This is a genomic window from Clostridioides sp. ES-S-0190-01 (assembly GCF_020658275.1).
GTDB lineage: Bacteria > Bacillota > Clostridia > Peptostreptococcales > Peptostreptococcaceae > Clostridioides.
Map to the genome: position 1 here is coordinate 160,666 of NZ_JACVWA010000043.1, position 22,889 is coordinate 183,554.

A 22,889-nucleotide genomic window follows, 5' to 3' on the forward strand; every position below is an offset into this window, starting at 1 on the left:
TAAATTAAAATAGCTAGGGGAGCCAAGAGCTGAGAGGAATACCGACCCTTACACCTGAACTGGATAATGCCAGCGTAGGAAAGCTTAGTATAAAACTTAAGTATGTATTATTTGTGATATATGCGAATTTCTAAGCTATACCTATTGTAGGTATAGCTTTTTTAGTTAATCTATTTAAATTAAATTTTTAGGAGGGTATAAATGAGTAACTACAAAATACCAACACTTACAATAGCTGGTTCAGATTCATCTGGAGGAGCTGGAATCCAAGCTGATTTGAAAACTTTTAGTGCAATTGGCACATATGGAATGAGCGTAATAACAGCTATAACGGCACAAAACACTCAAGGAGTTTTTGCTGTAGAAGATTTAAGCCAAAGTATAATAAAAAAACAAATAGAGGCAGTATTTGATGACATACCTCCAAGAGCAGTAAAAATAGGAATGGTTTCAAGCCCAGAAATTATACTTGAAATAGTTGAAAATTTAAAAAAATATAATCCAGAATATTTAATAGTAGACCCTGTAATGATATCTAAAAGTGGATATTATTTATTAAAACCAGAAGCAAAGGAAAATCTAATTAATTATTTAATACCACTTGCATATATAATTACACCAAATATTCCAGAAGCAGAAGAAATTACAGGAATAAAAATACATAATGTAGATGATATGAATAGAGTAGGAAAGAAAATATTAGAGCTTGGACCTAAATTTGTTCTTATGAAAGGCGGACATTTAGATGGAGAAGCAGTGGATATTTTAGTTGGTAAAAATATATTTGAAGTGTATAAAAGTGAAAGAATTGATAAAAAAAATACACATGGAACAGGATGTACATTATCTTCTGCAATAACATCTTACCTTGCATTAGGTTATGAAATAAAAGAAGCAGTAAAATTAAGTAAAATTTATATAACAGAAGCAATAAAAAATAGTTTTGATATAGGTCATGGAGTAGGCCCAGTACATCATTTTTATAAGTTTGAATAATAAAATTTTATGGAGGTAGAATATGTATAATTTAATTGAAGAAGTAAAGAAAGTAAACCCATTAGTAATTCACTATACTAATAATGTAACAATAAATGATTGTGCTAATGTAACTTTAGCTATAGGTGCAAGCCCTCTTATGAGTTTTTCATATGAGGAAGTAGAAGAAATGGTAAGTATAGCAAATGCTGTAGTTATAAATATAGGAACTATGAATTCAAATATATTAGATTTGTTTTTATTGGCTGGAAAGGCTGCAAATAAATACAATAAACCTGTTATCTTAGACCCAGTGGGAGTCTTTGCAAGTAAAGCCAGAGCAGAACTTACAAATAAGCTTTTAAATGAAGTTAAATTTGATGTGGTTAAAGGGAATATAGCAGAAATAAAATTTATAGGTGGCTTTGATGTAATGGGTAAAGGTGTAGATTCCTTTGATGATGAAGAAGATTCTACTGATATAATAAAAAAAGTTTCTGAAAAGCTTGAATGTATAGTTGCAGCAACTGGAAAAATAGATATAATAACTGATAGTAAGAATACATATAAAATAAATAATGGAACTGATAAATTAAAAGGTATTACAGGCACAGGGTGTATGACTGCTAGTTTGATTGCAAGTTTTATGGCTGTGACTAAAAATAAATTAGAAGCAGCTACAATGGGTGTACTTACAATGTCGTTAAGTGGGGAGCTGGCTAATTTAAATAATCCACCAATAGGTACATTTAAAGAAAATCTAATGAATTCTATTTATCAAATGGATGAAGAGATTATAAGTAAAAACTCTAATATTGAATTTTTAAATGAATAAATGGTCAACAGGAGGCTGTAAATGATAGATAAAGAATGTTTAAAAAAAGACTTAAAGTTATATTTAGTGACTGATTCTGAAATGCTAGAAGGTAGAGATTTTTATAAATGTATTGAAGATGCAATTGTTTCTGGAATAACAACGGTGCAACTCAGAGAAAAAAATGCTTCTGGAAAAGAATTTTTAAAAAAGGCTATGAAGCTAAGGGAAATAACTAGAAAACATGGTGTTAAGTTTATAATAAATGATAGAGTAGATATAGCAATTATTTGTGATGCAGATGGAGTGCATGTAGGACAGAGTGACATTGATGCAAAGGAAGTTAGAAAGCTTATAGGGAAAGATAAAATACTAGGTGTATCAGCAAGAACTTTAGAAGAAGCTATCTGTGCAAAAAATGATGGTGCAGACTATTTAGGTATAGGGTCTATATTTACAACATCTACCAAACTGGATGCTAAATCCGCATCATTTGAAACTGTCAAAGAAATTAAAGGAAAGATAGATATACCATTTGTATTGATTGGTGGGATAAAACTAGATAATGTAGATAAACTTAAGTGCTTAAATAGTGATGGATATGCTATAATATCTGCTGTATTAAAATCTGAAAATATTTCTGAAGAAGTAGAAAAGTGGACATTAAAAATATAAAATGAGTTATGGTAGTGAAAAAATTGGAAAAATTTGATATAATTTAAAAGTAAAATATAGGAAGTTATAAATGTAAACTTTTCTACATATACTTTTTAATCAAAATATATGTAGATTTGATTAAAAGGAGATATTAATGATTAGGATATTATTAGTGTGTGTTGGCGGTATGTCTTCTACTTTATTGGTAAATAAAATGGAGAAAGATGCAAAGAAAAGAGATATAGACTGTAAAATATGGGCAGTTGGAGAGGGAAATATAAAATCAGAACTTGGTAATTTTGATATTTTACTTCTTGGGCCACAGCTTAGATTTATGTTTGATGATGTAAAATCTATAGTTGGAGATAAAGCTCCAGTAGCTATAATAGATATGGTAAACTATGGTACTTGTAATGGTCATGCTGCATTAAATGCAGTACTAGAAATACTAAATTAAATTAATCACTGATAGTGAACTCTATGATATAGAGTTCACTTTTTATATTTTATAGTTCTTTTTCAAATTTTTTTATTTTCAACAAGGCTGATTTAAATTGTTCATCTTCATAGACTCTTAATATATAATTAACTTAGAAAAAAAATATTTCTAGAAAAAAATTAATAAAGGAGAATATAAGGTAGAGTTGTTTCTATATGTAAATTATTCCTAAATTTGCACTGATTATATACTTATCCATTTAGATTTTAATCTATTCAAAATACACTTCTATTTACTCGTTTATCAATTTATATGGTAATAATTGGATTTGATTGTATGAGATTAGTGCAGTACTATTTATTAGAATAAAAGAATATAATTTATTTTTTCACTAATATATAAAGGATATACTGGTATCATTGACATTTATATTGGAGGTTGATTATGAAGAATGAAATTTTACGTTTTATAAATGAAAAGGTATTATTTGACAATTTTGATGAACTTAAAAAACAAAGTGGTATAGTAACAGAAGATATAGTAAAAAAGTTTAATTTAAGTAGAACTCAATCAAGCAGATTATTAAATGATTTGGTAAAGTCTGATAATCTTATAAAGATAAATAGTAGACCTGTTATCTTTCTACCAAAAAATAAGATAAATGATGCAATAGGTCCTACGAAAAAAAGTATTTATGAAAGTGTTGATGAACTTAGTAATGAGTGTAAATTATTAAAGCAGGAGATTGTATTTAACAGTATTATAGGTCATGAAAGTAGCCTAAAAGAGGCAATAGAGCAAATAAAAACCGCTGTACTTTATCCAAATGATGGACTTACAATAATGCTAACAGGTGAAAGTGGTGTAGGTAAAACTTTTTTAGCGAAGGTAATATATAAGTATAGTGTAAGTAGTAATATATTAGAAAAAAATGCTCCATATAATGTACTAAACTGTGCACAGTACTATAATAATCCAGAGTTATTATCAAGTATACTATTTGGACATGTCAAGGGGGCTTATACTGGAGCAAATGAATCTAGAGCTGGGTTAATAGAGAAATCTGATGGTGGTATATTATTTTTAGATGAGGTACATAGATTAAACAGTGAAGGTCAGGAAAAGTTATTTACATTTATGGATACAGGTACATTTTCTAGAATTGGAGAGAATGGAGTAAATAGAAGTGCTAAGGTAAGGCTAGTATTTGCTACAACAGAAAGCTTATCTGAGTTTTTGCAGACTTTTTTAAGAAGAATACCTATAAATATTTATGTTCCTAATATAGAGGAAAGAGGAACTATTGAAAAAAGGAAGATTATAGAACATTTTATATATGAGGAAAGTAAGGTGCTTGGTTTACCTATAGAGATAACTCAAATTACATTAAATACGATTTTAAAGATAAAATTCAAAGGTAATATAGGTGAATGTAAAAATGTAATAAAATATGCATGTGGAAGGGCATATGCAAAAAACCAAAAAAGAAATGGAAATATTTTTGTTACACTTCAAGACCTTCCTAGAAATATTTATATAGAAAATGTAGATATATTTCAGTTCCAAAGTGCTAAAAGCAAAAGTATTGTGTTTTCTCCTAAACAATTTAATATTGAGACATCAGATGAAGGAAATAAAAGAAATATAATATATCAAAGCCTTACAAAGTGTTTAGATTATTTTGATAGACTAGAAAAAAAAGAAATAACAAAAGAGATATTTAGTGAAAAGAGCTCAAACTTAATGATTAGGTTAATGGATAACCTAGTTTTTTCAAATAATGATGAAAATAAAAATGTACTTATGGAGCTTATAATATCTATAATGCAGGATATATTTAGAAATTTAGAAGTTAACAACAATATAAAATATGATGGAAATAATGTATTAGCATTTTCTTCGTATCTTTATTTGAAGGATGAGTCTTATCAATTGTCTGATGAATGTAAAATCTTACAAAGTAAATTACTAACATATTTAAAGAAAGAAAATTACAAAGAATACTCTATAGTAAATAAAGTATCGACATTAATAGCAAATAGATTGGATATGTATCTTAATAATGTAGATATAATTATAATGATTATATTTATTAAGTCGACAGTTATAAGAATGAAGTCTAATAAAGTTAATGCAATGATTATAGCACATGGGTATGCTACTGCTAGTAGTATGGCAAATGTATGTAATCGTATGTTGGGTAAAAATGTATTTACAGCTATAGATATGCCTATAGATGCGACAATTGCTGATGTATCAAATCAAATGTCTAGATACTTGGAAGGAGATAGGATAAAAAATGGACTAGTTGTGTTATTTGATATGGGCTCTCTTAATCTGATATATGAAGATTTAAAAAGTAAAATAAGTAGTCCAATGTTGTTTATAGACCAAATATCCACTATTTTTGCACTAGAGGTAGGTAATTTATTAATGCAAGGTAAAAACATTGAAGATATAGCAGAAATTATGGATGAAGAAATTAAACCCAACATACAATTGTATTATCCTCAAAAAAATAAAGAGTATGCCATAGTATCTTCTTGTTTTACTGGGATAGGTACTGCTATAAAAATCCAACATCTACTTTCAGAAAGCTTAATGGGGATAGTTGATGTTAAGATAATACCGCACGATTATGAGAGTCTTGTTTCTATGGGAGATAAAGATCCACTTTTTAAAATGTATGATGTATTGGCCATAGTAGGAACTGCTAATCCAAATGTAAATGGAGTAGACTTCATACTACTAGAGGATATAATATCAGGAAAAGGAGAAGATGATGTCTTTAGAATATTTAGTAAAGTAGTAGAAAGTGAAAAAATCAAAAACATAAATGATTCTATCATAAAGAATTTTTCTTTGATTAGAGTAATAGATAGTCTGACTATTTTAGACTCAAAAAAAATAATAGAGAGAATAGAAGAAGGAATCAATGCTATAGAAAATAATCAAAAGAAAAAACTTCCTAATGATAAAAAAATTGCTTTATATGTTCACTTAAGTTGTATGATTGAAAGATTGGTTAGACAAGCTGAGATTGAAGAATATACTGATATGAATTTATTAATTAAAAACCATCACAGTGAAGTTAAACTAATAAAAAATGCATTTAGTGTGCTAGAAAAGAGTTATAGTGTGCAAATATCTATTTCAGAAATCGGATATATCTATAATATTATTTATGGTCCACTTCAGTAAAATACAGTATTAAAAAATAAATAAATAAAATTGAAAAAAAAGTATGCCACTAGTTGGCATGCTTTTTGCTTTTATAAATAAACAAGAGGATAAAAAATAAAAATTTTAATATATAATGGAGGATTTGAGGAAAATGATATCTTTAATGAGGATTGATGACAGACTAATACATGGTCAGGTAGCATATGGATGGACAACATCATTAGGTATAAATGTAATATTAGTTGCAAATGATGAAGCAAAAAACGATCAAATGAAAGCCATGTCATTAAATTTAGCTAAGCCTAGCAATGTAACTTTATATATAAGGGGGGTAGAGGAATCTGGAGAAATAGTAGAAAAATTTGCTTCTTCAAAGAAAAGTAATGTATTAGTATTAGTAAAAAATACAAAAGATGCTTTAGATGTAGCTAAAAACTCAGGAGGAGTTTTAAAAGAAATAAATGTAGGTGGATTAAGATACGAGGAAGGAAAGAAGAAGCTGACAGACTTAGTTGCTGTTGATGATAATGATATAAACAATTTTAAAGAAATAACTGATTTAGGAATTGATATAGAATTTAGAATGTTACCTAGAGACAAAAAGAAAAAATTATCAGACTTAATAAAATAATTTGGGAGAAAGAAAATGAAAAATTTTTTAATTGCAACACATGGAGAATTATCTAAGGAGCTTGTTGAGACAAGTAAATTAATAATTGGTTCATTAAGTAATGTTGAGTACTTTTGTATGACAAAAGATAAATCAGCAGACGATGCTGAGAAAGAAATGATAAGTATATTATCAAATAACAAAAATAATGGAGAACTTATCATACTAACAGATATATTTGGTGGAAGTGTAGCAAACATATGTACTAATTTACTCTTACAAGGGTTTAAATTTGAGTTATTGACAGGAGTAAATTTACCAATGCTTTTGGCTATTCTTTTATCAACAGAAGAGGATGCAAAGCTATTAGCTAAATCAGGTTTAGAGGAAGCGAGAAATGGAATAGTTCATGTAAATGAACTATTAGAAAATAAAAATGAAATCAAAAGTGTGATGTAATTAATGTAAATTAAGAGGGAGGTTCACTATGTTAGTACAAGCTATTATGTTAGCTATTATAGCAGGCTTTGGTATATTAGATGGACGTATATTTGGTCAGTCTATGTTTGATAGACCAATAGTTACAGGGGCATTAGTAGGATTAGTTTTAGGAGATATAAAGTCAGGAATTATGATTGGTGCACAACTTGAATTAATTTGGATGGGAATTGCAGGAATAGGTGCAGCTACTCCTCCAGATGTAGTAACAGGTGGTGTATTAGGTACAGCGTTTGCTATATTATCAGGAAATGGTGCAGAAGTTGCTCTAGCTGTAGCAGTGCCAGTAGCAGTTTTAGCACAATCTCTTGGAGTATTGGTTAGAATAGTAAACTCATATTTTTCTCAAAAGGCAGTTTTTTATGCTAAACAAGCTGACTTTAAAAAGGTTACTATAATGATGTGGATTCCAGTAGTATTATTCTTTTTAAGTACATCAGTTCCAACATTTTTAGCAATTATGATTGGTGCTGATAAAGTTACAACGTTAATAAATGCAATACCTAAAGTTATATTAGATGGATTAGGTGTTGCAGGAACATTGTTACCAGCAGTAGGATTTGCACTACTTATGGATATGCTACTTTCAAAAAAGATGTCTGTATTTTTCTTTATAGGATTCCTCTTAGCATCTTATGTTGGACTAGATATAACTGCAATAGCGTTGTTTGGAGTCTGTGTAGCAGTTATATTAAACTTTTATATTAACAGCAAAGAAAATAGTCAAAATCCTCAAGTAGCAACTAATATTTTAACGGAAGGAGAGATTGACTTTGAATAAACTAACAAAAAAAGAATTAAGAAGTATGTTTTGGCGTTCATTTGCTCTTCAAGGTGCATTCAATTATGAAAGAATGCAAAACTTAGGTTATTGTTATGCAATGTTACCTGCAATAAAGAAGTTATATAATAAAAAAGAAAATCAAGCAAAAGCGATAGAAAGACACTTAGAAATTTTTAATACAACCACAGTAGTAGTTCCTGCTATATTAGGTATAACAGCAGCTATGGAAGAGGAGAATGCTAATAATTCAGAATTTGATGAAAACTCAATCAGTGCTGTTAAAACAGCTCTTATGGGTCCTCTTGCAGGAATTGGGGATTCACTATTTTGGGGAACATTTAGAATTATAGCTGCTGGAATAGGAGTATCACTTGCAAAAGAAGGAAATATATTTGGCCCGCTATTATTCTTACTGTTGTACAATATCCCAGCATTTGCTCTAAGAATACTTGGACTTAAATATGGATATAAAGTCGGAGTAAATTCACTTGAAAGAATACAAAGAGAAGGGCTTATGGAGAAAATAATGTCTATGGCTACAACTGTTGGTTTATTCGTTGTAGGAGGAATGGTTGCAACAATGTTGAGTATAACTACTCCACTAAAATTTAATTTAAATGGTGCAGAAGTGGTTTTACAAGATATATTAGATAAAATAATACCTAACATGTTACCTTTAGCTTTTGCATTTGTAATATATTACATGTTAAAGCGAAAGGTAAGTGTAACAAAGTTAACTCTAGGCATTATAGTGGGAGGAATTGCTTTACATGCAATAGGGTTATTATAGAAAGAAAATTATAATTTATTAAATATATGAATAAGGAAGGCATACAAAATGAGAATACAAGATTATATGTTAGAAACACCAGCAAAAATGAGAGAAATGATATCTAATGCAGATAATTTATTTAATGAAATTAAGAAAGAAGATATAAAAAAGATTATAATAACAGGTTCAGGTACTAGTTATCACTCAGGATTGCAAGTACAACCATATTTGCAAAATTTATTAGACATAGATGTTGTAGAAAAGTATCCATTTATGATAACTGAAGATACATTTAAATTTGATAATAAAAATACTTTAGTGGTGGGAATATCTCAAGGTGGAAGTAGTTATTCTGCATATAATGCTATGAAGTTAGCTGAAGACAAGGGTTGTAAAATAGCATCTATGGCAGGCTGTAAAAATGCTCTAATAGATGAGATTTCTGACTATATATTAACAGTGAATTGTGGTGAAGAAAAATCTGGTGCTAAAACAAAAGGCTTTTATTGTACAAAGTTAAATTTAATGTTATTAGGTCTTCAAATAGCTAGAGAAAAGGGAATAATATCTAGTGAAAAGTACAATGAAGAGATAAATAAGATATTGGATGCAATAGATAGATTTGAATCAGTATATAAATCATCTGAGCAATGGATTGAAAGAAACAAAGAAAAGTTAGTTAACGCTAAAGAAATAAGAGTAGTAGGTCACTCTGATATATATGGAGATACATTAGAGTCAGCATTAAAATTATTAGAGACAATGAGAATTCCTGTAACTGGATATGAGTTTGAAGAGTTCATACATGGTGTATACAATGCTATAAATAGTGATTCTACTATATTTATACTAGATACAGGAAGAGAACCTAGAGTAACTAAGATGGTTGAAGTACTTTCTGGATGGACAGACAATGTATTTGTCATAGGTAGAGATGTTGCAGAAGAAGATAAAAATTTAAAGGCAGATATTATAGATAATCCTTACTATCAAACGTTTAACTTCATAGTACCTATACAATTGATATGTGGAGAAATACCTACATTAAGAGGTATAAACCCAAGTATTCCAAAAGATACTAAGTTCCACATGAAGTTAGGTAGTAAGAAGTTTAATAAGTAATTATACATATAAGTACTTTAGTTTATAGTTTCTTGTATAAATTTATAAATATACACTTAAGTAGCATGAATTATAAAGGTGGTGTCTCAAAATGATTTTAATTAATCATTTTGGAACACCACTTTTTTAGTGTATATATATTAGTGTATATATAATAGATTAGTTTTTTACAAATCTACACACATTATCTTCAAAAATTAACTTACCATTTCTTTTTTCAGTCTCCACATAGCAAGTGCGAAACTTCCACAACACAATATTAAAAATAACACTATAACAGGTAGTATATCTCCAACTAGAATGGTTTCACCAAATATTAGACTACGTAAAGTATTAATAACATGGGTAAATGGATTGAGCATAACTGCTATTTTTAATCCTCCAGATAAATCTTCAACAGGGAAGAGAGCAGAGCTTAAAAAGAAAATAGGAAGTACAATGGCAGTCATAATTGTTTCATAAATTATTTCATTTGGTAATAATAGACTTATAGCATAAGCTAGGCTTGATAAAAAAAAGGCTGTCATAAATATCAATACTATCATTATAGCAATTCCACCAATACCAGATGCTATTTTTACTGAAAAGAATATGCTTACTATGCATAAAATTGCTACTTCAATAAAAGACACTAGGATAGCTTCTAGTAACTGACCAAAGACAATGGAATATCGACTAATAGGTGCAATTAAAACTCTATAAAAACTCCCACTATTTTTCATTATAAAATTGATGATACCACCACTACTACATGATGAAAAGATAACCAATACAATTATACCTGGAAGTATAAAAGCTGTATAATTATCGACATTCATATCACTCATAGTTTGGTTTGCGACAGAGCTATAAAGTACAAGCCAAAGAAGAGGTTGTAATATAGTAACTACAAATGAAATTGGATTTTTAAAACGCCATTTCATATTACGCCATAAGATATTTAACATTTCCATTCCTCCTTTAAATCTTTCTTAGAACTTGTTAATGCTAAAAAAACATCTTCAAGACTTGGCTCTACAATTTCTATTGCATCAAACTTTATATTATGCTCTAAAAGAAATTTATTTATTAAAGTAAGTGAAGTTCTACTTTCTTCTACACTTATGAAAAGAGAATTTTCATGTATATTCATAAATTTAACTAAGCAAGCATTTTTAATATCATTCTTATATTTTTTTATATCTTCAATATCATGAAATGCGATACGAAGTATATTTTGCTTAATATAATTACGTAAACTAGATGGTGTTCCTTGTGCCAAATCTTTTCCATTTTTCATAATACAGATATTATCACTTAGCTGTTCAGCTTCTTCAAGATAATGAGTAGTTAGAAAAATAGTTGTACCATATTCATCTCTAATTTTTAGTAGCATATCCCACATAGCTTTTCTTGAATCTACATCCATACCAACAGTAGGTTCATCTAAAAACAGAATCTTAGGAGACGACACCATATTCATAGCTATATCTAATCTACGTTTTACTCCACCAGAATAAGATGAAGTAGGATACTTTAAGTAACTAGTTAACTCAAATTTTTCAATTAAAGAGTTTATTCTTTCTTTTGCAACTTGTGGTTCCACTTTATACATTTTGCTTTGGAATATCATGTTTTCCATGAGAGACAGGTGTTCATCAATAGATACTTGTTGTGCTACACAAGCAATTTGAGTGCGTATCCAAGATGGATTATTTATTAAGTCTTTTCCAAGCATCGTTACATTACCCGCTGTAGGCTTATAAAAAGTGGTCAAAATATTGATAAGCGAAGATTTACCAGCACCATTTGGACCAAGTAAAGAAAATATTTCTCCAGTCTTTACACTAAAACTTAGACCATTTAAAGCTCTTACACCATTTTTATATTGTTTTACTAAATTGTTGATTTCGATTGCCAACATGTATTATTCCTCCTCTTTAAGTGGAAATATGATTTCTGTAATATATTTATCTGGATTACCTTTTATTAGCATACCTGGTCCTTTAATAAATACTTCTCTCCAAGGAGTTTTTATTGTTAGATTATTTTCATGAATATATTTAAATATCATTTCATATGTTTTCGGCAAATTGTTATATGAACCAATGTGGGTAAAAAACAAAGCTTTTGTTTTAGGAAACTCTTTTATTGTTACACCCATACGATTTGGAGTTTCAGAAGTTGGTACACATAACTCCATTTTTCCTATGCCAGTTTCTTGGTCAACATTATGGTAGCAAAAGAATGGTGCACCATTTGATTTTCCTTTTATAGATTTAAATACATTTGGAAAATATTTTGTTGCTTCAGTCATGGGTCCATTGTAACTCATAGTAGCTGCTGTGACTGATTCGATGTTTTTAATTTCAATTTTATAATTCATTTGTTTTCCTCCTTAGGTATGTTTATAATGGTTTAATTAACCCATTAAGTATTAGTACAATATAAGATTTTTGATTCATTGATGATATAACCTTACCTTGTTTGTTTTCAAGTCTAACATAACATAAAATATATATCCTCTCATTTGATGCTCAATTTTGTAAACTTATTATTTGAATTTTGATTTTAATGATTTAATAAATTAAAATCAAATAATTTATTAAAAAGTATTTACAAATTAAGTGTATTAATCGTATAATACACTTAACGAAATATAAAATAAAATTTAAAGTAGAAGTGTATTTTTTTAGAAAAAGTGTATTATCGTATTAATACACTAGAATAGGAGGAAGTATGAATTTTGAATTAGATAATACATCTCCAATTTATTTGCAAATAATAAAGCATATAAAGAGACAAATAGTAACAGGAGAATTAAAACCAGGAGAAACAATACCATCAAGAAGAGAAATGGCACTTAATTTAAAAGTAAATTTAAATACTGTTCAAAGAGCATATAAGGAGATGGGTGATATGAATATAATAAATACTTTTAAAAACTATCAGAGTAGCGTGACAGTTGATGAAAATATATTAAAAAATTTAAAACTAGAGTTAATAAATGAATCTTTAGTTGTATTTATAGAAGATATGAAGGCAATAAATGTTACTAAAGAAGAAGTTTTAAAGATAATAGAAGATAGATATTAGTTTTTTAATAAATATAAACACTTAACTTATAAGGTTAATTGTACAAGCATATTAAATATGGAGGATACTAATATGATAGAAATTAAAAATGTAAGCAAAACATATAAAAGAATGCAAGGACTAAAAGTAAAGAAAATAGATGCTTTAAAGAATGTAAGCTTTAGTATTGAAAAAGGAAAAATAACAGCTTTACTTGGGATAAATGGTGTTGGTAAGTCAACAATTTTAAAAGCAATAGCAGGGCTTATAAAAATTGATAGTGGAGATATTTTAATAGATGGAGAAAAAATGAATAAAAACATATATAATAAACTTGCATTTGTTCCAGATGTAGAATCTCACTTTAGTAATACAACAATAAAAGAGTCATTTGAATTTATGGAAATTTTTTATCCAAGATGGAATAAAGAAAAATCAAAAGAAATGATGGATATATTTAAACTGAATGAAAATGAATTAATTGACAATTTATCTAAAGGAAATATTGCAAGAGTAAAATTAATTCTTGGATTTTGTCAAGACCCAGACTATATATTACTTGATGAACCATTCACAGGGATTGACTTGTTTAAAAGAGAAGAATTTATAGGAGTAATAGCACAGTATATGAAAGAAAATCAAGCTATTATTATAACCACTCATGAGATAGTAGAAATAGAAAGTCTAGTTGATGAAGTTGTAATTCTTGATGAAGGTAAAGTAATAACATCATTTAATGCAGAAGATTTGAGAGAAAGAGAAGGTAAGTCTATATTAGATAAAATGAGGGAGGTATATAAGAATGAATAAGCTTCTATGTCTAATAAATGTAGATTTAAGGAGAAATAAGAGGTTTTATATAGCCTATATATCTTTTTTATCTTTAATTACATTGGGCTTAAATTTATTTGAAATTATTAAATTTAAGAACTCTAAATTTATTATAAACTTAGCAATAGAGGATTTTGGAGGTGTATTTTATGGAATAGGTATCATTGGCAATCTTAGATGTATCCAAACAATTTTACTGTATGGAATATTGGGAATGTTTACATACTATATTTTTATGTGGAAAAGAGATTTCTTTTCTAAAAATCAAAGTATTTATACTTTAATGATGTTACCTCAGAATAAATTTAAACTTTGTATATCTAAGTCAATCACTTTGATAACAATGGTATATGGTTTTTTGATAAGTCAGATAGCAACATTATTTATATGTAAACACATATTTAATTTTGTTTTTAGAAATGTTCCAATAGTTAATATGTCCTTTGCTCAGGATTTATATTATTTAAATTTAAAAAGTATTCCAATCGATTTTATTTCTTTCATAACAATTTATGTATTTTTACTGTTTGTAGCTATTTCTTTTTTGAATAGTTGTATATTATTCACATTTTCTTACAGAGGTAAATTTTATGTGATTTTAATTACCTTGATAATTTTGGCAGGGTTATATTTTTCAACAGTATATATAAATATAATTAGTTTGTTTAGAAAGTATTATGGATTTGTTGGAACACAACTTAATTCCTTAGGTAACTATGTATTAAGTTTTATAGTTATAATGTTTATTTTAAATGGAATCTCTTATTTCTTAATAAATAAGAAATTGTCTATTTAGGAGGTGTGACATGAAATTAAAATCTAAAATATCTATACTTATTATATTTTTAGCAGTGGCAATATATTTTAGTATAGACCTATTGAACAATGAAAACAATTTAAGTATAAAAACGATAAAAGGTGACCAAGATGAATTGGGTTATATAAACATATATTTTGGATATGATTTTAATGGATATATAAATTCAAGATATATAATAAATGGAAGCAATAAAACTAAAAAAACAGAATTATTAAAATCAATAAAAGAGAGTGAGAACACGAATAACCTAATCGATGTCTCTAGTGGTTTGGATTCAATAGCTCATGTTGGTTTTGAAATAAGTGATGATTCTAAATCTAGTTCAAAAGGGATAAATTTTGTTATAGATGAGAAAAAAGAAGACCTAGAAAAAGGTGTATTTATTTCAGAAGGAAGTGATAGAAAAGTTGAATATGAAAAACTAGATATGGATAATTTTATAAGAACTAAATATAAAGTAGATAAAGATATCGATGAGTATCATGTAAAAGTGCTATCATCAAAAAGATACAAAAAAGATTTATATGTGTCTGTGCTTTATGCTCCAAATGAGTCATCAGAAAAAAATGAAGAAGATTTGAATACTATAGATATAATAAAGATTAATACTAAAAGTAAAAAAATAGAGACGATAAAAAGTATAAATATAAGCAAGTATATTTTTGAAAAATACAACAACATACAGAGTATTGATGTAAGTTATTCTAGTAAAGATGGAGATAAAATGTATATTTTGATAGAAGCGATAAATGCAAATACATGGGATGATGTTGATTCTAAGCTCAATTTACTTGAGTATAATGTTAAAGAGAATAAAGAGAAAATAATAGAATTAAAAAGTTATAATAGAATGTCTTTGGAAAAAGCAAAGCTAAAAGATAGTAAATTATATATGATAATGTCAGAAAGAGATAATTCCAATAAAAGTAAAGAGGTAAATTTAATAACTTATAACATACTAGATGGCAGTTTAGTTGAAGATAAATATGTTTTGGATGAAAAAGAAGAAAGAAGCATCAGAAACATTGAAATTGATTCAAATAAAATCATTGTATGTACATCAAAAACAAATTCCGTACTACCCTGGGACAATAAGACTATTCTATATATAATAAATAAAAATTCGAAAGAAATAGTGTATAAGGGAGAATTACAGTTTAATAGTTCAAATAGCAGTTTAGAATTTGAAATAAAGTAGGTGAATTGATGAGGGATTTAATGAAGTTATTTGAGTTTGATTTAAAAAGAAACATAAAAAATTATATATTTATAATAAGTTGTTTTTGTTCTATTGTATTTTTAAATCTAGTGAAAAATTTAAATGATTATAACTATATAATAGAAAATGCAGTAAAAACTGAGCAGTTATCAAAAGTAGGAAAGACAATAGAAACAGCAAGTGTCATGGGATTTTCAAGTTTTGGAAACATAATGGGTTCTATACAATCATGTTTTTTATTTGGGATATTTGTGTGTATTTGTTATGCTTTTTTTATTTGGTATAGAGATTTTGACATGAAAAGCAAATCCATATATACACTTGTGATGCTTCCTAAGAATAAAATTAATATTTATATATCTAAATTATTAAATGTATTGTTTCTAGTGTATAGCTACACTATATTATTTACAATAACTTTATTTATTGCAAGTAAAATACTACCTAATTATATGCTTGGTAGTATTGCAAACTATAATTTTGTACAAGAAACAATATATAAATTAAATATTTTACTTCCATACAGCTTTGAGAACTTATTAGTAGAATATGTATTTTTACTAATAGGAGTTATATGTGTAGTATTCACATCAATTCTTATAAATAAATCTGTGTATAAGATGAGAGCTTTAATGAGTTTTCTATTTTTAGTTATAGAAATTCTAATATTTATAATTCTTGTAGAGTTTATTATACCTTATGAATATAGTAATGTATTTACTGTAGTATATTCAAGTGTGAGCATATTTGTATGTAGTTTTATGTCTAATAAACTTTTAAATAATAAAATTGACTTTTAGGAGGTGTATATATGAGAGAAAAGAAATTAGGAAAATATACAATATGTTTTATAACAGTATGTTTATCAATGATTATTATGACTTTGATATTGAGTTGTCTTAGTAAAAATAAATTATCTATAAGAACTTTAAATGGTAATCTAAAGGATATAGGAAGAGTTAGTTTAGTATATACACCAAATATAAGTAGATATACTTATGAAGAAGTAACCATAAGTAAAAATGGGACAAGAAATGATATAAATCCTAAAACTAAAATTGGAAATGATTATTTGCATATTGATAAGAAATACAGCGATTTTATTGATGGTAAAGGAATCGAATTTATATATAAAGATGATTTGAATATAGGGGTAGCATATACTTCTACTAAGTCTAATTCAGTACAGGAAAGAAACAATTTAAATGATTATATAAAAGTTTCAAATAAAAATTTGAAAAGTGGCTTAGAAGAAAATTTTGATATTGATTTAAAAAAATCTGATTTTAAAGAAAATAGTTGGCAAACTATTTTTAACAAAATATATAGAGGAAATTTATATATGGTGATTAGTGAAACAAATGTTTCAGGTGTTACAGTCAATAATATTTGTATATTAAAGGTAGATATAAAAAATAAATCCTATAAATTATTAAATAGATTTAATTTAGACTCACAAAGTAAATACCAACAAAATATTAATGAGATTAAATTTTCTATTGGAAGTAAACTTTATTTAGAGAGGTTAAACAACAAAGAGATAAATGGTGACATTGAAGGGCATGATAATTATTCAGATTTCATTGTGTATGATATAGAAGAGAATTCTTTCGATAAAAGTAACAAGTTTATGGATAATTTAAATAAAGAAAAAAATGCTGACCAAGGGGAAATGGGCTTATTGAGTAAAACAAAGTTAGACTATATCGTTAAAGATAACAAACTAAATATTATAGTTACAGATAAGAGTCGTTTTATAATTAATCTTGTTTATAGTGTTGATTCTAATGAAATTAAACTAGAAGATTATGAAAAGCTTAATTTAAAAGTAGATTATGATGAAGCACTATCTGGTGTTAGGAAAGTTAAGTTATTAGACGATAAAATATACTCTATTTCAAGTGTAAAGGAAACTATTTCAGGAGAGAAAAAAGGAAGTGGAGTTACTTCTGATATAGTTGGAACCAAGCCAATAAAATTTCAAGTATTTGATATGAATCTTAAAAAAACAGTATATGAAGCTGAATTGATAAATGGAGATGTAAGTTTACAAGATAAGTTATTCTTTGTAGCAAATTAAATAATAGTATTAATCAAATAACTTTAAATTTAGATATTTTTTCATGTAAAATATAAAAATGAATAGATAAAAATAAAACAAGATAATTATATACATTTTGATTATCTTGTCTTATTTTAGCATTGATATAAAAGCAATTTGATTAATATCTTTTACATATTATAAATATTCTAATATTATAATATATTCTAGTTTAATCCGATATTTAATTCACTTAAATTTGAAATGATAGTAATATAGTGGTAGAATTAATTATTAGAATATTAAAAATAATAAATAAATAATACATTATACTTGAAGAGGGGGATAATTTAAAAATGAGTAAAAAGTATATAAAAGCAGGAAATTTAATTGATGGAACAGGAAATAGTATTATGGAGAATAAAGGTATAATTATTGATGGAGATACTATACTTGAAATTGAAGATATAAGAGAAGATTTAAGTGGATATGAGGTGTATGATTACCTAGATAAAACTGTTATGCCAGGAATTATGAATTGTCATGTGCATTTGACAATGGAACCAGTAGGAAATCCAAAAGTTTATTATGAGAATGTATCTGATGTAGAGCTTGTAGTAAATACAATAAAACAACTTGATGCATATTTAGATTCAGGAGTAACATATATTAGAAGTCTAGGTTGTCCGAAATATGTGGATGTACAACTTAAAAATCTTATAGACAAAGGATCTATAGATGGTCCTGGTATAGTTACTTCAGGTCCAGTTATATGTATGACAGGAGGACATGGATACTATTTTGGTATTGAAAGTGATGGAGTAGATGAATGTAGAAAATCAGCTAGAACAGTTTTAAAAAATGGAGTAGATTGTGTAAAGATAATGGCTACTGGAGGTGTAACAACTGATGGTGTTGAGCCAGGTTCACCACAGTTGACTTTAGAGGAAATGAAGGCTGCTGTAGATGAAGCTATAAAAGCAGGTAAAATAACTGCTACACATGCACAAGGAAGAACTGGTATAAAAAATGCAGTTCTTGCAGGTATTACTTCTATAGAGCATGGTGTTTATTTAGATGATGAAATAATTGATTTGATGCTTGAAAAAGGAACATATCTAGTTCCAACAGTTGCTGCACCATATTTTATTTTAAATGCAGGAAAAGAAAGTGGAATAACTGAGGCTACTCTTAGAAAGTGCGAAATTGTTGCTATTCCTCATAAGGAATCATTCTTAAAAGCGTATAAAAAAGGAATTAAAATTGCAGTTGGTTCTGACGCAGGAACTTCTTATAATGAACATGGAAAGACGTATTATGAAATGAAATTAATGTCAGATTATGGTATGGATAACATGGATGTAATAGTAGCAGCTACAAAAACTGCATCCGAACTTTTAAGAATTGATAAAAATTATGGAACTCTAGAAACAGGAAAGAAAGCAGATGTGATAGTGGTAAATGGAAATCCTATAGATAATATAGATGTAATGTCAGATGTTTTATCAGTATTTAAACTTGGCAAAAAAGTTAGATAATAAAATAAAAGAGAAATTAGAAAAAAGTGTCTGAAAGAATGTTTAAAAGATTAGAGACACTTTTTTTTATTGATAATATTTATTAATACTTTAAAAATTCATATGTTATTTTATATCCATTAGTTAATATATATATTATAAAAGAATAAAAAGTAATAATTTGTCATGTAAATATATGTGTTTTTATAAATAATATATTTTAAAATAAAAAACAGTATATAAAAAAGGTTTATATGTTATATTTATATAAATATATCTATAAATAAGAAAGGAGCAAGTTGGTAAATGATAGAGGTAGATAAATTATGTAAATCTTTTACAAGGGTTGTAAAAGATGATAAAAGTAAAAGTTCGATAAAAAAATTAAAGAAGATTAAAACTAAAAAAGAAGACTTTCTTGCTGTAAATAATGTTTCTTTTAGTGTTGAAGAAGGTGAGATAGTTGGAATATTAGGACCCAATGGTGCTGGAAAAACAACATTACTTAGAATGTTAGGAGGAATATTAACACCAACATCAGGAAATATAAGTGTTTCTGGATATGATTATTCAATAGATAGAAATTCAGCAAAAAAAGAAATAGGATATCTATCTGGAAATACAAAGCTGTATGGGAGACTTTCTCCTAGAGAACTTTTAACAACTTTTGGAAGTTTATATGAAATGACAAAAGAAGAAATAGAAGAATCAATTAAAAATGTTGTAAAAGTAATGGATATGAATGAGTTTATAGACAACAGAATTGAAAATCTATCAACTGGTCAGACACAGCGAACATCTATAGCTCGTTGCTTAATACATTCCCCAAAAGTATATATTTTTGATGAGCCGACATTAGGTCTTGATGTTTTGAGTAGTGCATCTATAATAGACTTTATGAAAAATGAAAAGTTAATAGGAAAAACTGTACTTTATTCAACTCATTATATGGAAGAAGCAGAAATTTTATGTGATAAGATTTTAATGATTCATAATGGAAAAATAATTGCATCAGGGACTCCAGAAAGTTTAAAAGAAGAATCAGGAGTAAATAACTTGAGAGATGTGTTTATAAATCTTGCTAGAATGGAGGAGGTTTAGATGAGAAGTAAAATTGTAAAATACATATTCAAAAAAGAAATGTTAGACATACTAAGAGACAAAAAGACTTTATTTATGATGATTGTTATACCACTTCTTTTATATCCTTTGCTTATGTTGTTGATGATTCAGGTAATGAATATGTCCGCAAATAGTATGAATAGTAAAGATATTAATATAGCTTTTGATAGTACACCCAATAAAGTGCTTGTATCAATGATTGAAAAGGAGAATAATTTAGAGGAAGACACTGGGAACAATAAAGATACTACAAATGATAAAGGCAAGATAAAAATATTAAGTGTTGATAATTATAAGAAGTCTTTAGAAGAAAATAAAATTGATGCCTACATAAAAATAGAAGAAAAGCAATCAGCTACAAGTTATAAAATATATATGAATTCATCTCAGGAAAATTCTTCTAACTCTGTAAAAAGAATTGAAACTGTTTTAGATAAATACAAGAGACTTACTGTAGAAAATACTTTAGCTGAAAAAGGATTAGATGTACAGAGTACATTGGAACCTATAACATACAATACTATAGATATTGCAAAAACAGAAGAAGTAGCAGGTTACTTTTTAGGTCAGATATTACCATTTATATTAATAATAGGAGTTTTGCTTGGTTCAATATATCCAGCAATAGATGTTATGGCTGGAGAAAAGGAAAGAGGTACACTAGAAACTTTATTTACACTCCCAATATCGAATTTAGAATTAGTAATGGGAAAATATATGGCGGTTTCCCTTAGTGCAATAGTAACAGCAATTTTAAATATTTTATCTATAGGATTAACGATGGCATTTATTTTAGTTAGTGGTGGTCTTAGTAGCCAGTTTGGTTTTGGAAATTTTAATTATGGAGATTTAGTTTTACCAGTTATTACTACTTTAATATGTGTATGTCTGTTTTCAATGGTAGTTGCAGCAATAAGTATGTGTGTATGTTCACTAGCAAAAAGTTTTAAAGATGCTCAAAACTATATAACTCCTCTTATGTTGGTTATTATGATACCATCTTATGTTTCTATGATACCCAATATAGTATTGGATAGAGTAACAGCTGTAATACCTGTGGTAAATATATCATTACTTATAAAAAGTGTATTGTCTTTTAAAAGTGATTTAAATCTGATAGCACTAGTTTTAACATCAAATATAGCTTTTGTAATATTGGCAATTATACTTCTGTCTAAAATGTTTAATTCTGAAGAAATACTTTTTGGAAATAGTAAGAGTTTTTCTTTCTTGGAGAAAAGATGCAATATAAAAAAAGGGTCTATACCAACTGTGAGTGATGGTATTATTTTGTATGCAGTAGGATTAGTTCTTTTAATTTATGTTGGTTCTTTGGTTCAAATTAAATTTGGAACAGCAGGTATTGTAATGACACAAGTTATGATAATTGCTTTACCACTAATATTTGAATATTATATCAAAGCTGATTTTAGAGAAGTATTTAGTATAAAGATTCCAACATTAAAACATCTCTTAGGAGGCGTTGTTCTTTGGGTTGGAGGATACATAATTATTATGATTATAACTCAGTTAATTTTATTTTTATTTCCTCAAAATATGGAAGTGGCTGAGAGTTTAAATAAATCTCTTTTTATGAAGGATAAATTTTTATTGAATTTATTGATAATAGGATTATTGCCAGCTATATGTGAAGAAATATTTTTTAGAGGTTTTATATTTTCTGCATTTAGTAAATCCAAAAATGGAGTTAAGTCTGTAAAGTTAGCAATAATATGTAGTGGAGTATTGTTTGGTATTATGCATATGGATTTTATAAGAATAATTCCAACATCAATATTAGGAATCATATTTGCATACAGTGTATATAAGTCTGGCTCTATATTTGTATCAATGTTATTACATTTCTTAAATAATAGTGTAGCGGTTATAGTAAGCCATTATGCAACAGGAAATATAGCTAACTTATATAAGTTTATTGAGGTTGATTTTTCAAATTTAAATATATTTAAATTTGCTTTAGTTCTTGTAATAAGCTTTATATTAGTTATATTAGGAATGAGACTTTTATACAGAAAAGATTTAAAAAATTAAATATAAATTTCTTAAATATATTGAGATAATAAATAACACTAAAATATATAAGTATTGCTTTATTTATATATACTTTAGTGTTATTTTATGTATTTATTCATTATATAAACTCTTTATAAATTCATTTATATAATATTTTAATTATATAAATGAATTTATAAAGAGTTTATATCTAAAAAATGACTTTAAAAAATTAGGTAAAAATGGCATATTAAAAAATTTATATTAAATATTATTCAATTTAGTTAATTATAAAAATTAAGTGTTGATTTGTCGAAATGAATAGAAGAAGAAAAACATAATGAAATTTTAAAGGTGAATGTATTGGAAATACTGTGTTTTAATAAAAAGTAGTCATTTCTTGTAAAATGGATAGTTT

22 protein-coding genes and 1 riboswitch are annotated in these 22,889 nt (G+C 27.1%); of the genes, 19 read left to right on the top strand and 3 right to left on the bottom strand.

The window, feature by feature from the left end; translation table 11 throughout:
• The first annotated feature begins 5 nt into the window (after positions 1–5).
• A riboswitch (TPP riboswitch) is annotated at positions 6–98 on the top strand.
• 103 nt (positions 99–201) lie between these two features.
• The 10 genes from thiD (at position 202) to IC214_RS17115 (ending at position 9,854) form a co-directional block, all read left to right on the top strand.
• Complete coding sequence (thiD, locus tag IC214_RS17070; protein ID WP_227433035.1) at positions 202–996, top strand: bifunctional hydroxymethylpyrimidine kinase/phosphomethylpyrimidine kinase; 795 nt, start codon at positions 202–204, stop codon at positions 994–996.
• A gap of 22 nt (positions 997–1,018) precedes the next feature.
• Positions 1,019–1,810, top strand: coding sequence for a hydroxyethylthiazole kinase (gene thiM / locus IC214_RS17075; RefSeq protein ID WP_227866838.1), 792 nt, complete (start codon positions 1,019–1,021; stop codon positions 1,808–1,810).
• Between the two features lie 21 nt (positions 1,811–1,831).
• Positions 1,832–2,464, top strand: a complete 633-nt coding sequence (thiE, locus tag IC214_RS17080) for a thiamine phosphate synthase (RefSeq protein WP_227855130.1) — start codon at positions 1,832–1,834, stop codon at positions 2,462–2,464.
• 136 nt (positions 2,465–2,600) lie between these two features.
• On the top strand, positions 2,601–2,903 hold the full coding sequence (locus IC214_RS17085; RefSeq protein WP_227866839.1) for a PTS sugar transporter subunit IIB: 303 nt from the start codon (positions 2,601–2,603) through the stop codon (positions 2,901–2,903).
• A gap of 426 nt (positions 2,904–3,329) precedes the next feature.
• Positions 3,330–6,086 (top strand): sigma 54-interacting transcriptional regulator, encoded by a 2,757-nt coding sequence (locus tag IC214_RS17090; RefSeq protein ID WP_227433040.1) that lies wholly within the window; start codon positions 3,330–3,332, stop codon positions 6,084–6,086.
• 133 nt (positions 6,087–6,219) lie between these two features.
• Positions 6,220–6,699 carry a PTS sugar transporter subunit IIB gene (locus IC214_RS17095; protein WP_227433042.1) on the top strand — a complete coding sequence of 160 codons (480 nt, stop codon included), beginning with the start codon at positions 6,220–6,222 and terminating at the stop codon, positions 6,697–6,699.
• 15 nt (positions 6,700–6,714) lie between these two features.
• Positions 6,715–7,137, top strand: coding sequence for a PTS sugar transporter subunit IIA (locus tag IC214_RS17100; RefSeq protein WP_227433043.1), 423 nt, complete (start codon positions 6,715–6,717; stop codon positions 7,135–7,137).
• A 28-nt stretch (positions 7,138–7,165) separates the two neighbouring features.
• The gene (locus IC214_RS17105; RefSeq protein ID WP_227831103.1) at positions 7,166–7,957 is read left to right on the top strand and encodes a PTS mannose/fructose/sorbose/N-acetylgalactosamine transporter subunit IIC; all 792 of its coding nucleotides are present in this window, start codon (positions 7,166–7,168) and stop codon (positions 7,955–7,957) included.
• Positions 7,950–8,750, top strand: coding sequence for a PTS system mannose/fructose/sorbose family transporter subunit IID (locus IC214_RS17110; RefSeq protein WP_227433047.1), 801 nt, complete (start codon positions 7,950–7,952; stop codon positions 8,748–8,750). Before IC214_RS17105 ends, IC214_RS17110 begins: the two co-directional genes overlap by 8 nt.
• Positions 8,751–8,798: 48 nt before the next feature.
• Positions 8,799–9,854 (top strand): SIS domain-containing protein, encoded by a 1,056-nt coding sequence (locus IC214_RS17115; RefSeq protein WP_227433048.1) that lies wholly within the window; start codon positions 8,799–8,801, stop codon positions 9,852–9,854.
• Positions 9,855–10,051: 197 nt separating this feature from the next.
• Here IC214_RS17115 and IC214_RS17120 read toward each other — a convergent pair whose 3' ends face one another.
• From IC214_RS17120 to IC214_RS17130, 3 genes are read right to left on the bottom strand one after another with little or no spacing between them, the layout of a single operon-like run.
• Positions 10,052–10,801: an ABC transporter permease gene (locus tag IC214_RS17120; protein WP_227834564.1), complete on the bottom strand. Its 750-nt coding sequence runs from the start codon at positions 10,799–10,801 to the stop codon at positions 10,052–10,054.
• Positions 10,795–11,757 carry an ATP-binding cassette domain-containing protein gene (locus IC214_RS17125; RefSeq protein WP_227860870.1) on the bottom strand — a complete coding sequence of 321 codons (963 nt, stop codon included), beginning with the start codon at positions 11,755–11,757 and terminating at the stop codon, positions 10,795–10,797. The genes IC214_RS17120 and IC214_RS17125 overlap by 7 nt, the downstream gene beginning before the upstream one ends.
• 3 nt (positions 11,758–11,760) lie before the next feature.
• Positions 11,761–12,219, bottom strand: a complete 459-nt coding sequence (locus IC214_RS17130; protein WP_227482395.1) for a GyrI-like domain-containing protein — start codon at positions 12,217–12,219, stop codon at positions 11,761–11,763.
• A gap of 353 nt (positions 12,220–12,572) precedes the next feature.
• Between IC214_RS17130 and IC214_RS17135 the strand changes: the two genes are divergently transcribed.
• From IC214_RS17135 to IC214_RS17175, 9 genes are all read left to right on the top strand, one after another.
• Positions 12,573–12,929, top strand: a complete 357-nt coding sequence (locus IC214_RS17135; RefSeq protein ID WP_227433053.1) for a GntR family transcriptional regulator — start codon at positions 12,573–12,575, stop codon at positions 12,927–12,929.
• Positions 12,930–13,001: 72 nt separating this feature from the next.
• The gene (locus tag IC214_RS17140) at positions 13,002–13,718 is read left to right on the top strand and encodes an ABC transporter ATP-binding protein (RefSeq protein WP_227866840.1); all 717 of its coding nucleotides are present in this window, start codon (positions 13,002–13,004) and stop codon (positions 13,716–13,718) included.
• On the top strand, positions 13,711–14,535 hold the full coding sequence (locus IC214_RS17145) for an ABC transporter permease (protein ID WP_227433055.1): 825 nt from the start codon (positions 13,711–13,713) through the stop codon (positions 14,533–14,535). The genes IC214_RS17140 and IC214_RS17145 overlap by 8 nt, the downstream gene beginning before the upstream one ends.
• 10 nt (positions 14,536–14,545) lie before the next feature.
• Positions 14,546–15,757: a hypothetical protein gene (locus IC214_RS17150; RefSeq protein WP_227862836.1), complete on the top strand. Its 1,212-nt coding sequence runs from the start codon at positions 14,546–14,548 to the stop codon at positions 15,755–15,757.
• Positions 15,758–15,777: 20 nt separating this feature from the next.
• Entirely contained in the window at positions 15,778–16,578 is an 801-nt protein-coding gene (locus IC214_RS17155; protein WP_227831099.1) for a hypothetical protein, read from the top strand.
• A gap of 11 nt (positions 16,579–16,589) precedes the next feature.
• Entirely contained in the window at positions 16,590–17,858 is a 1,269-nt protein-coding gene (locus IC214_RS17160) for a hypothetical protein (protein ID WP_227831098.1), read from the top strand.
• A gap of 317 nt (positions 17,859–18,175) precedes the next feature.
• Entirely contained in the window at positions 18,176–19,357 is a 1,182-nt protein-coding gene (locus IC214_RS17165) for a metal-dependent hydrolase family protein (protein WP_227433059.1), read from the top strand.
• A 285-nt stretch (positions 19,358–19,642) separates the two neighbouring features.
• Positions 19,643–20,437, top strand: a complete 795-nt coding sequence (locus IC214_RS17170) for an ABC transporter ATP-binding protein (protein ID WP_227433060.1) — start codon at positions 19,643–19,645, stop codon at positions 20,435–20,437.
• The gene (locus tag IC214_RS17175) at positions 20,438–22,510 is read left to right on the top strand and encodes an ABC transporter permease subunit/CPBP intramembrane protease (RefSeq protein ID WP_227866841.1); all 2,073 of its coding nucleotides are present in this window, start codon (positions 20,438–20,440) and stop codon (positions 22,508–22,510) included.
• The last annotated feature ends 379 nt before the right edge of the window (positions 22,511–22,889 follow it).

Coding starts and splice junctions, on each gene's coding strand:
- thiE (WP_227855130.1), top strand. CDS start 1,832: ATGATAGATAAAGAATGTTTAAAAAAAGACTTAAAGTTATATTTAGTG.
- IC214_RS17160 (WP_227831098.1), top strand. CDS start 16,590: ATGAGAGAAAAGAAATTAGGAAAATATACAATATGTTTTATAACAGTA.
- thiM (WP_227866838.1), top strand. CDS start 1,019: ATGTATAATTTAATTGAAGAAGTAAAGAAAGTAAACCCATTAGTAATT.
- IC214_RS17120 (WP_227834564.1), bottom strand. CDS start 10,801: ATGTTAAATATCTTATGGCGTAATATGAAATGGCGTTTTAAAAATCCA.
- IC214_RS17155 (WP_227831099.1), top strand. CDS start 15,778: ATGAAGTTATTTGAGTTTGATTTAAAAAGAAACATAAAAAATTATATA.
- IC214_RS17150 (WP_227862836.1), top strand. CDS start 14,546: ATGAAATTAAAATCTAAAATATCTATACTTATTATATTTTTAGCAGTG.
- IC214_RS17130 (WP_227482395.1), bottom strand. CDS start 12,219: ATGAATTATAAAATTGAAATTAAAAACATCGAATCAGTCACAGCAGCT.
- IC214_RS17115 (WP_227433048.1), top strand. CDS start 8,799: ATGAGAATACAAGATTATATGTTAGAAACACCAGCAAAAATGAGAGAA.
- IC214_RS17090 (WP_227433040.1), top strand. CDS start 3,330: ATGAAGAATGAAATTTTACGTTTTATAAATGAAAAGGTATTATTTGAC.
- thiD (WP_227433035.1), top strand. CDS start 202: ATGAGTAACTACAAAATACCAACACTTACAATAGCTGGTTCAGATTCA.
- IC214_RS17145 (WP_227433055.1), top strand. CDS start 13,711: ATGAATAAGCTTCTATGTCTAATAAATGTAGATTTAAGGAGAAATAAG.
- IC214_RS17165 (WP_227433059.1), top strand. CDS start 18,176: ATGAGTAAAAAGTATATAAAAGCAGGAAATTTAATTGATGGAACAGGA.
- IC214_RS17095 (WP_227433042.1), top strand. CDS start 6,220: ATGATATCTTTAATGAGGATTGATGACAGACTAATACATGGTCAGGTA.
- IC214_RS17135 (WP_227433053.1), top strand. CDS start 12,573: ATGAATTTTGAATTAGATAATACATCTCCAATTTATTTGCAAATAATA.
- IC214_RS17085 (WP_227866839.1), top strand. CDS start 2,601: ATGATTAGGATATTATTAGTGTGTGTTGGCGGTATGTCTTCTACTTTA.
- IC214_RS17105 (WP_227831103.1), top strand. CDS start 7,166: ATGTTAGTACAAGCTATTATGTTAGCTATTATAGCAGGCTTTGGTATA.
- IC214_RS17170 (WP_227433060.1), top strand. CDS start 19,643: ATGATAGAGGTAGATAAATTATGTAAATCTTTTACAAGGGTTGTAAAA.
- IC214_RS17140 (WP_227866840.1), top strand. CDS start 13,002: ATGATAGAAATTAAAAATGTAAGCAAAACATATAAAAGAATGCAAGGA.
- IC214_RS17125 (WP_227860870.1), bottom strand. CDS start 11,757: ATGTTGGCAATCGAAATCAACAATTTAGTAAAACAATATAAAAATGGT.
- IC214_RS17100 (WP_227433043.1), top strand. CDS start 6,715: ATGAAAAATTTTTTAATTGCAACACATGGAGAATTATCTAAGGAGCTT.
- IC214_RS17175 (WP_227866841.1), top strand. CDS start 20,438: ATGAGAAGTAAAATTGTAAAATACATATTCAAAAAAGAAATGTTAGAC.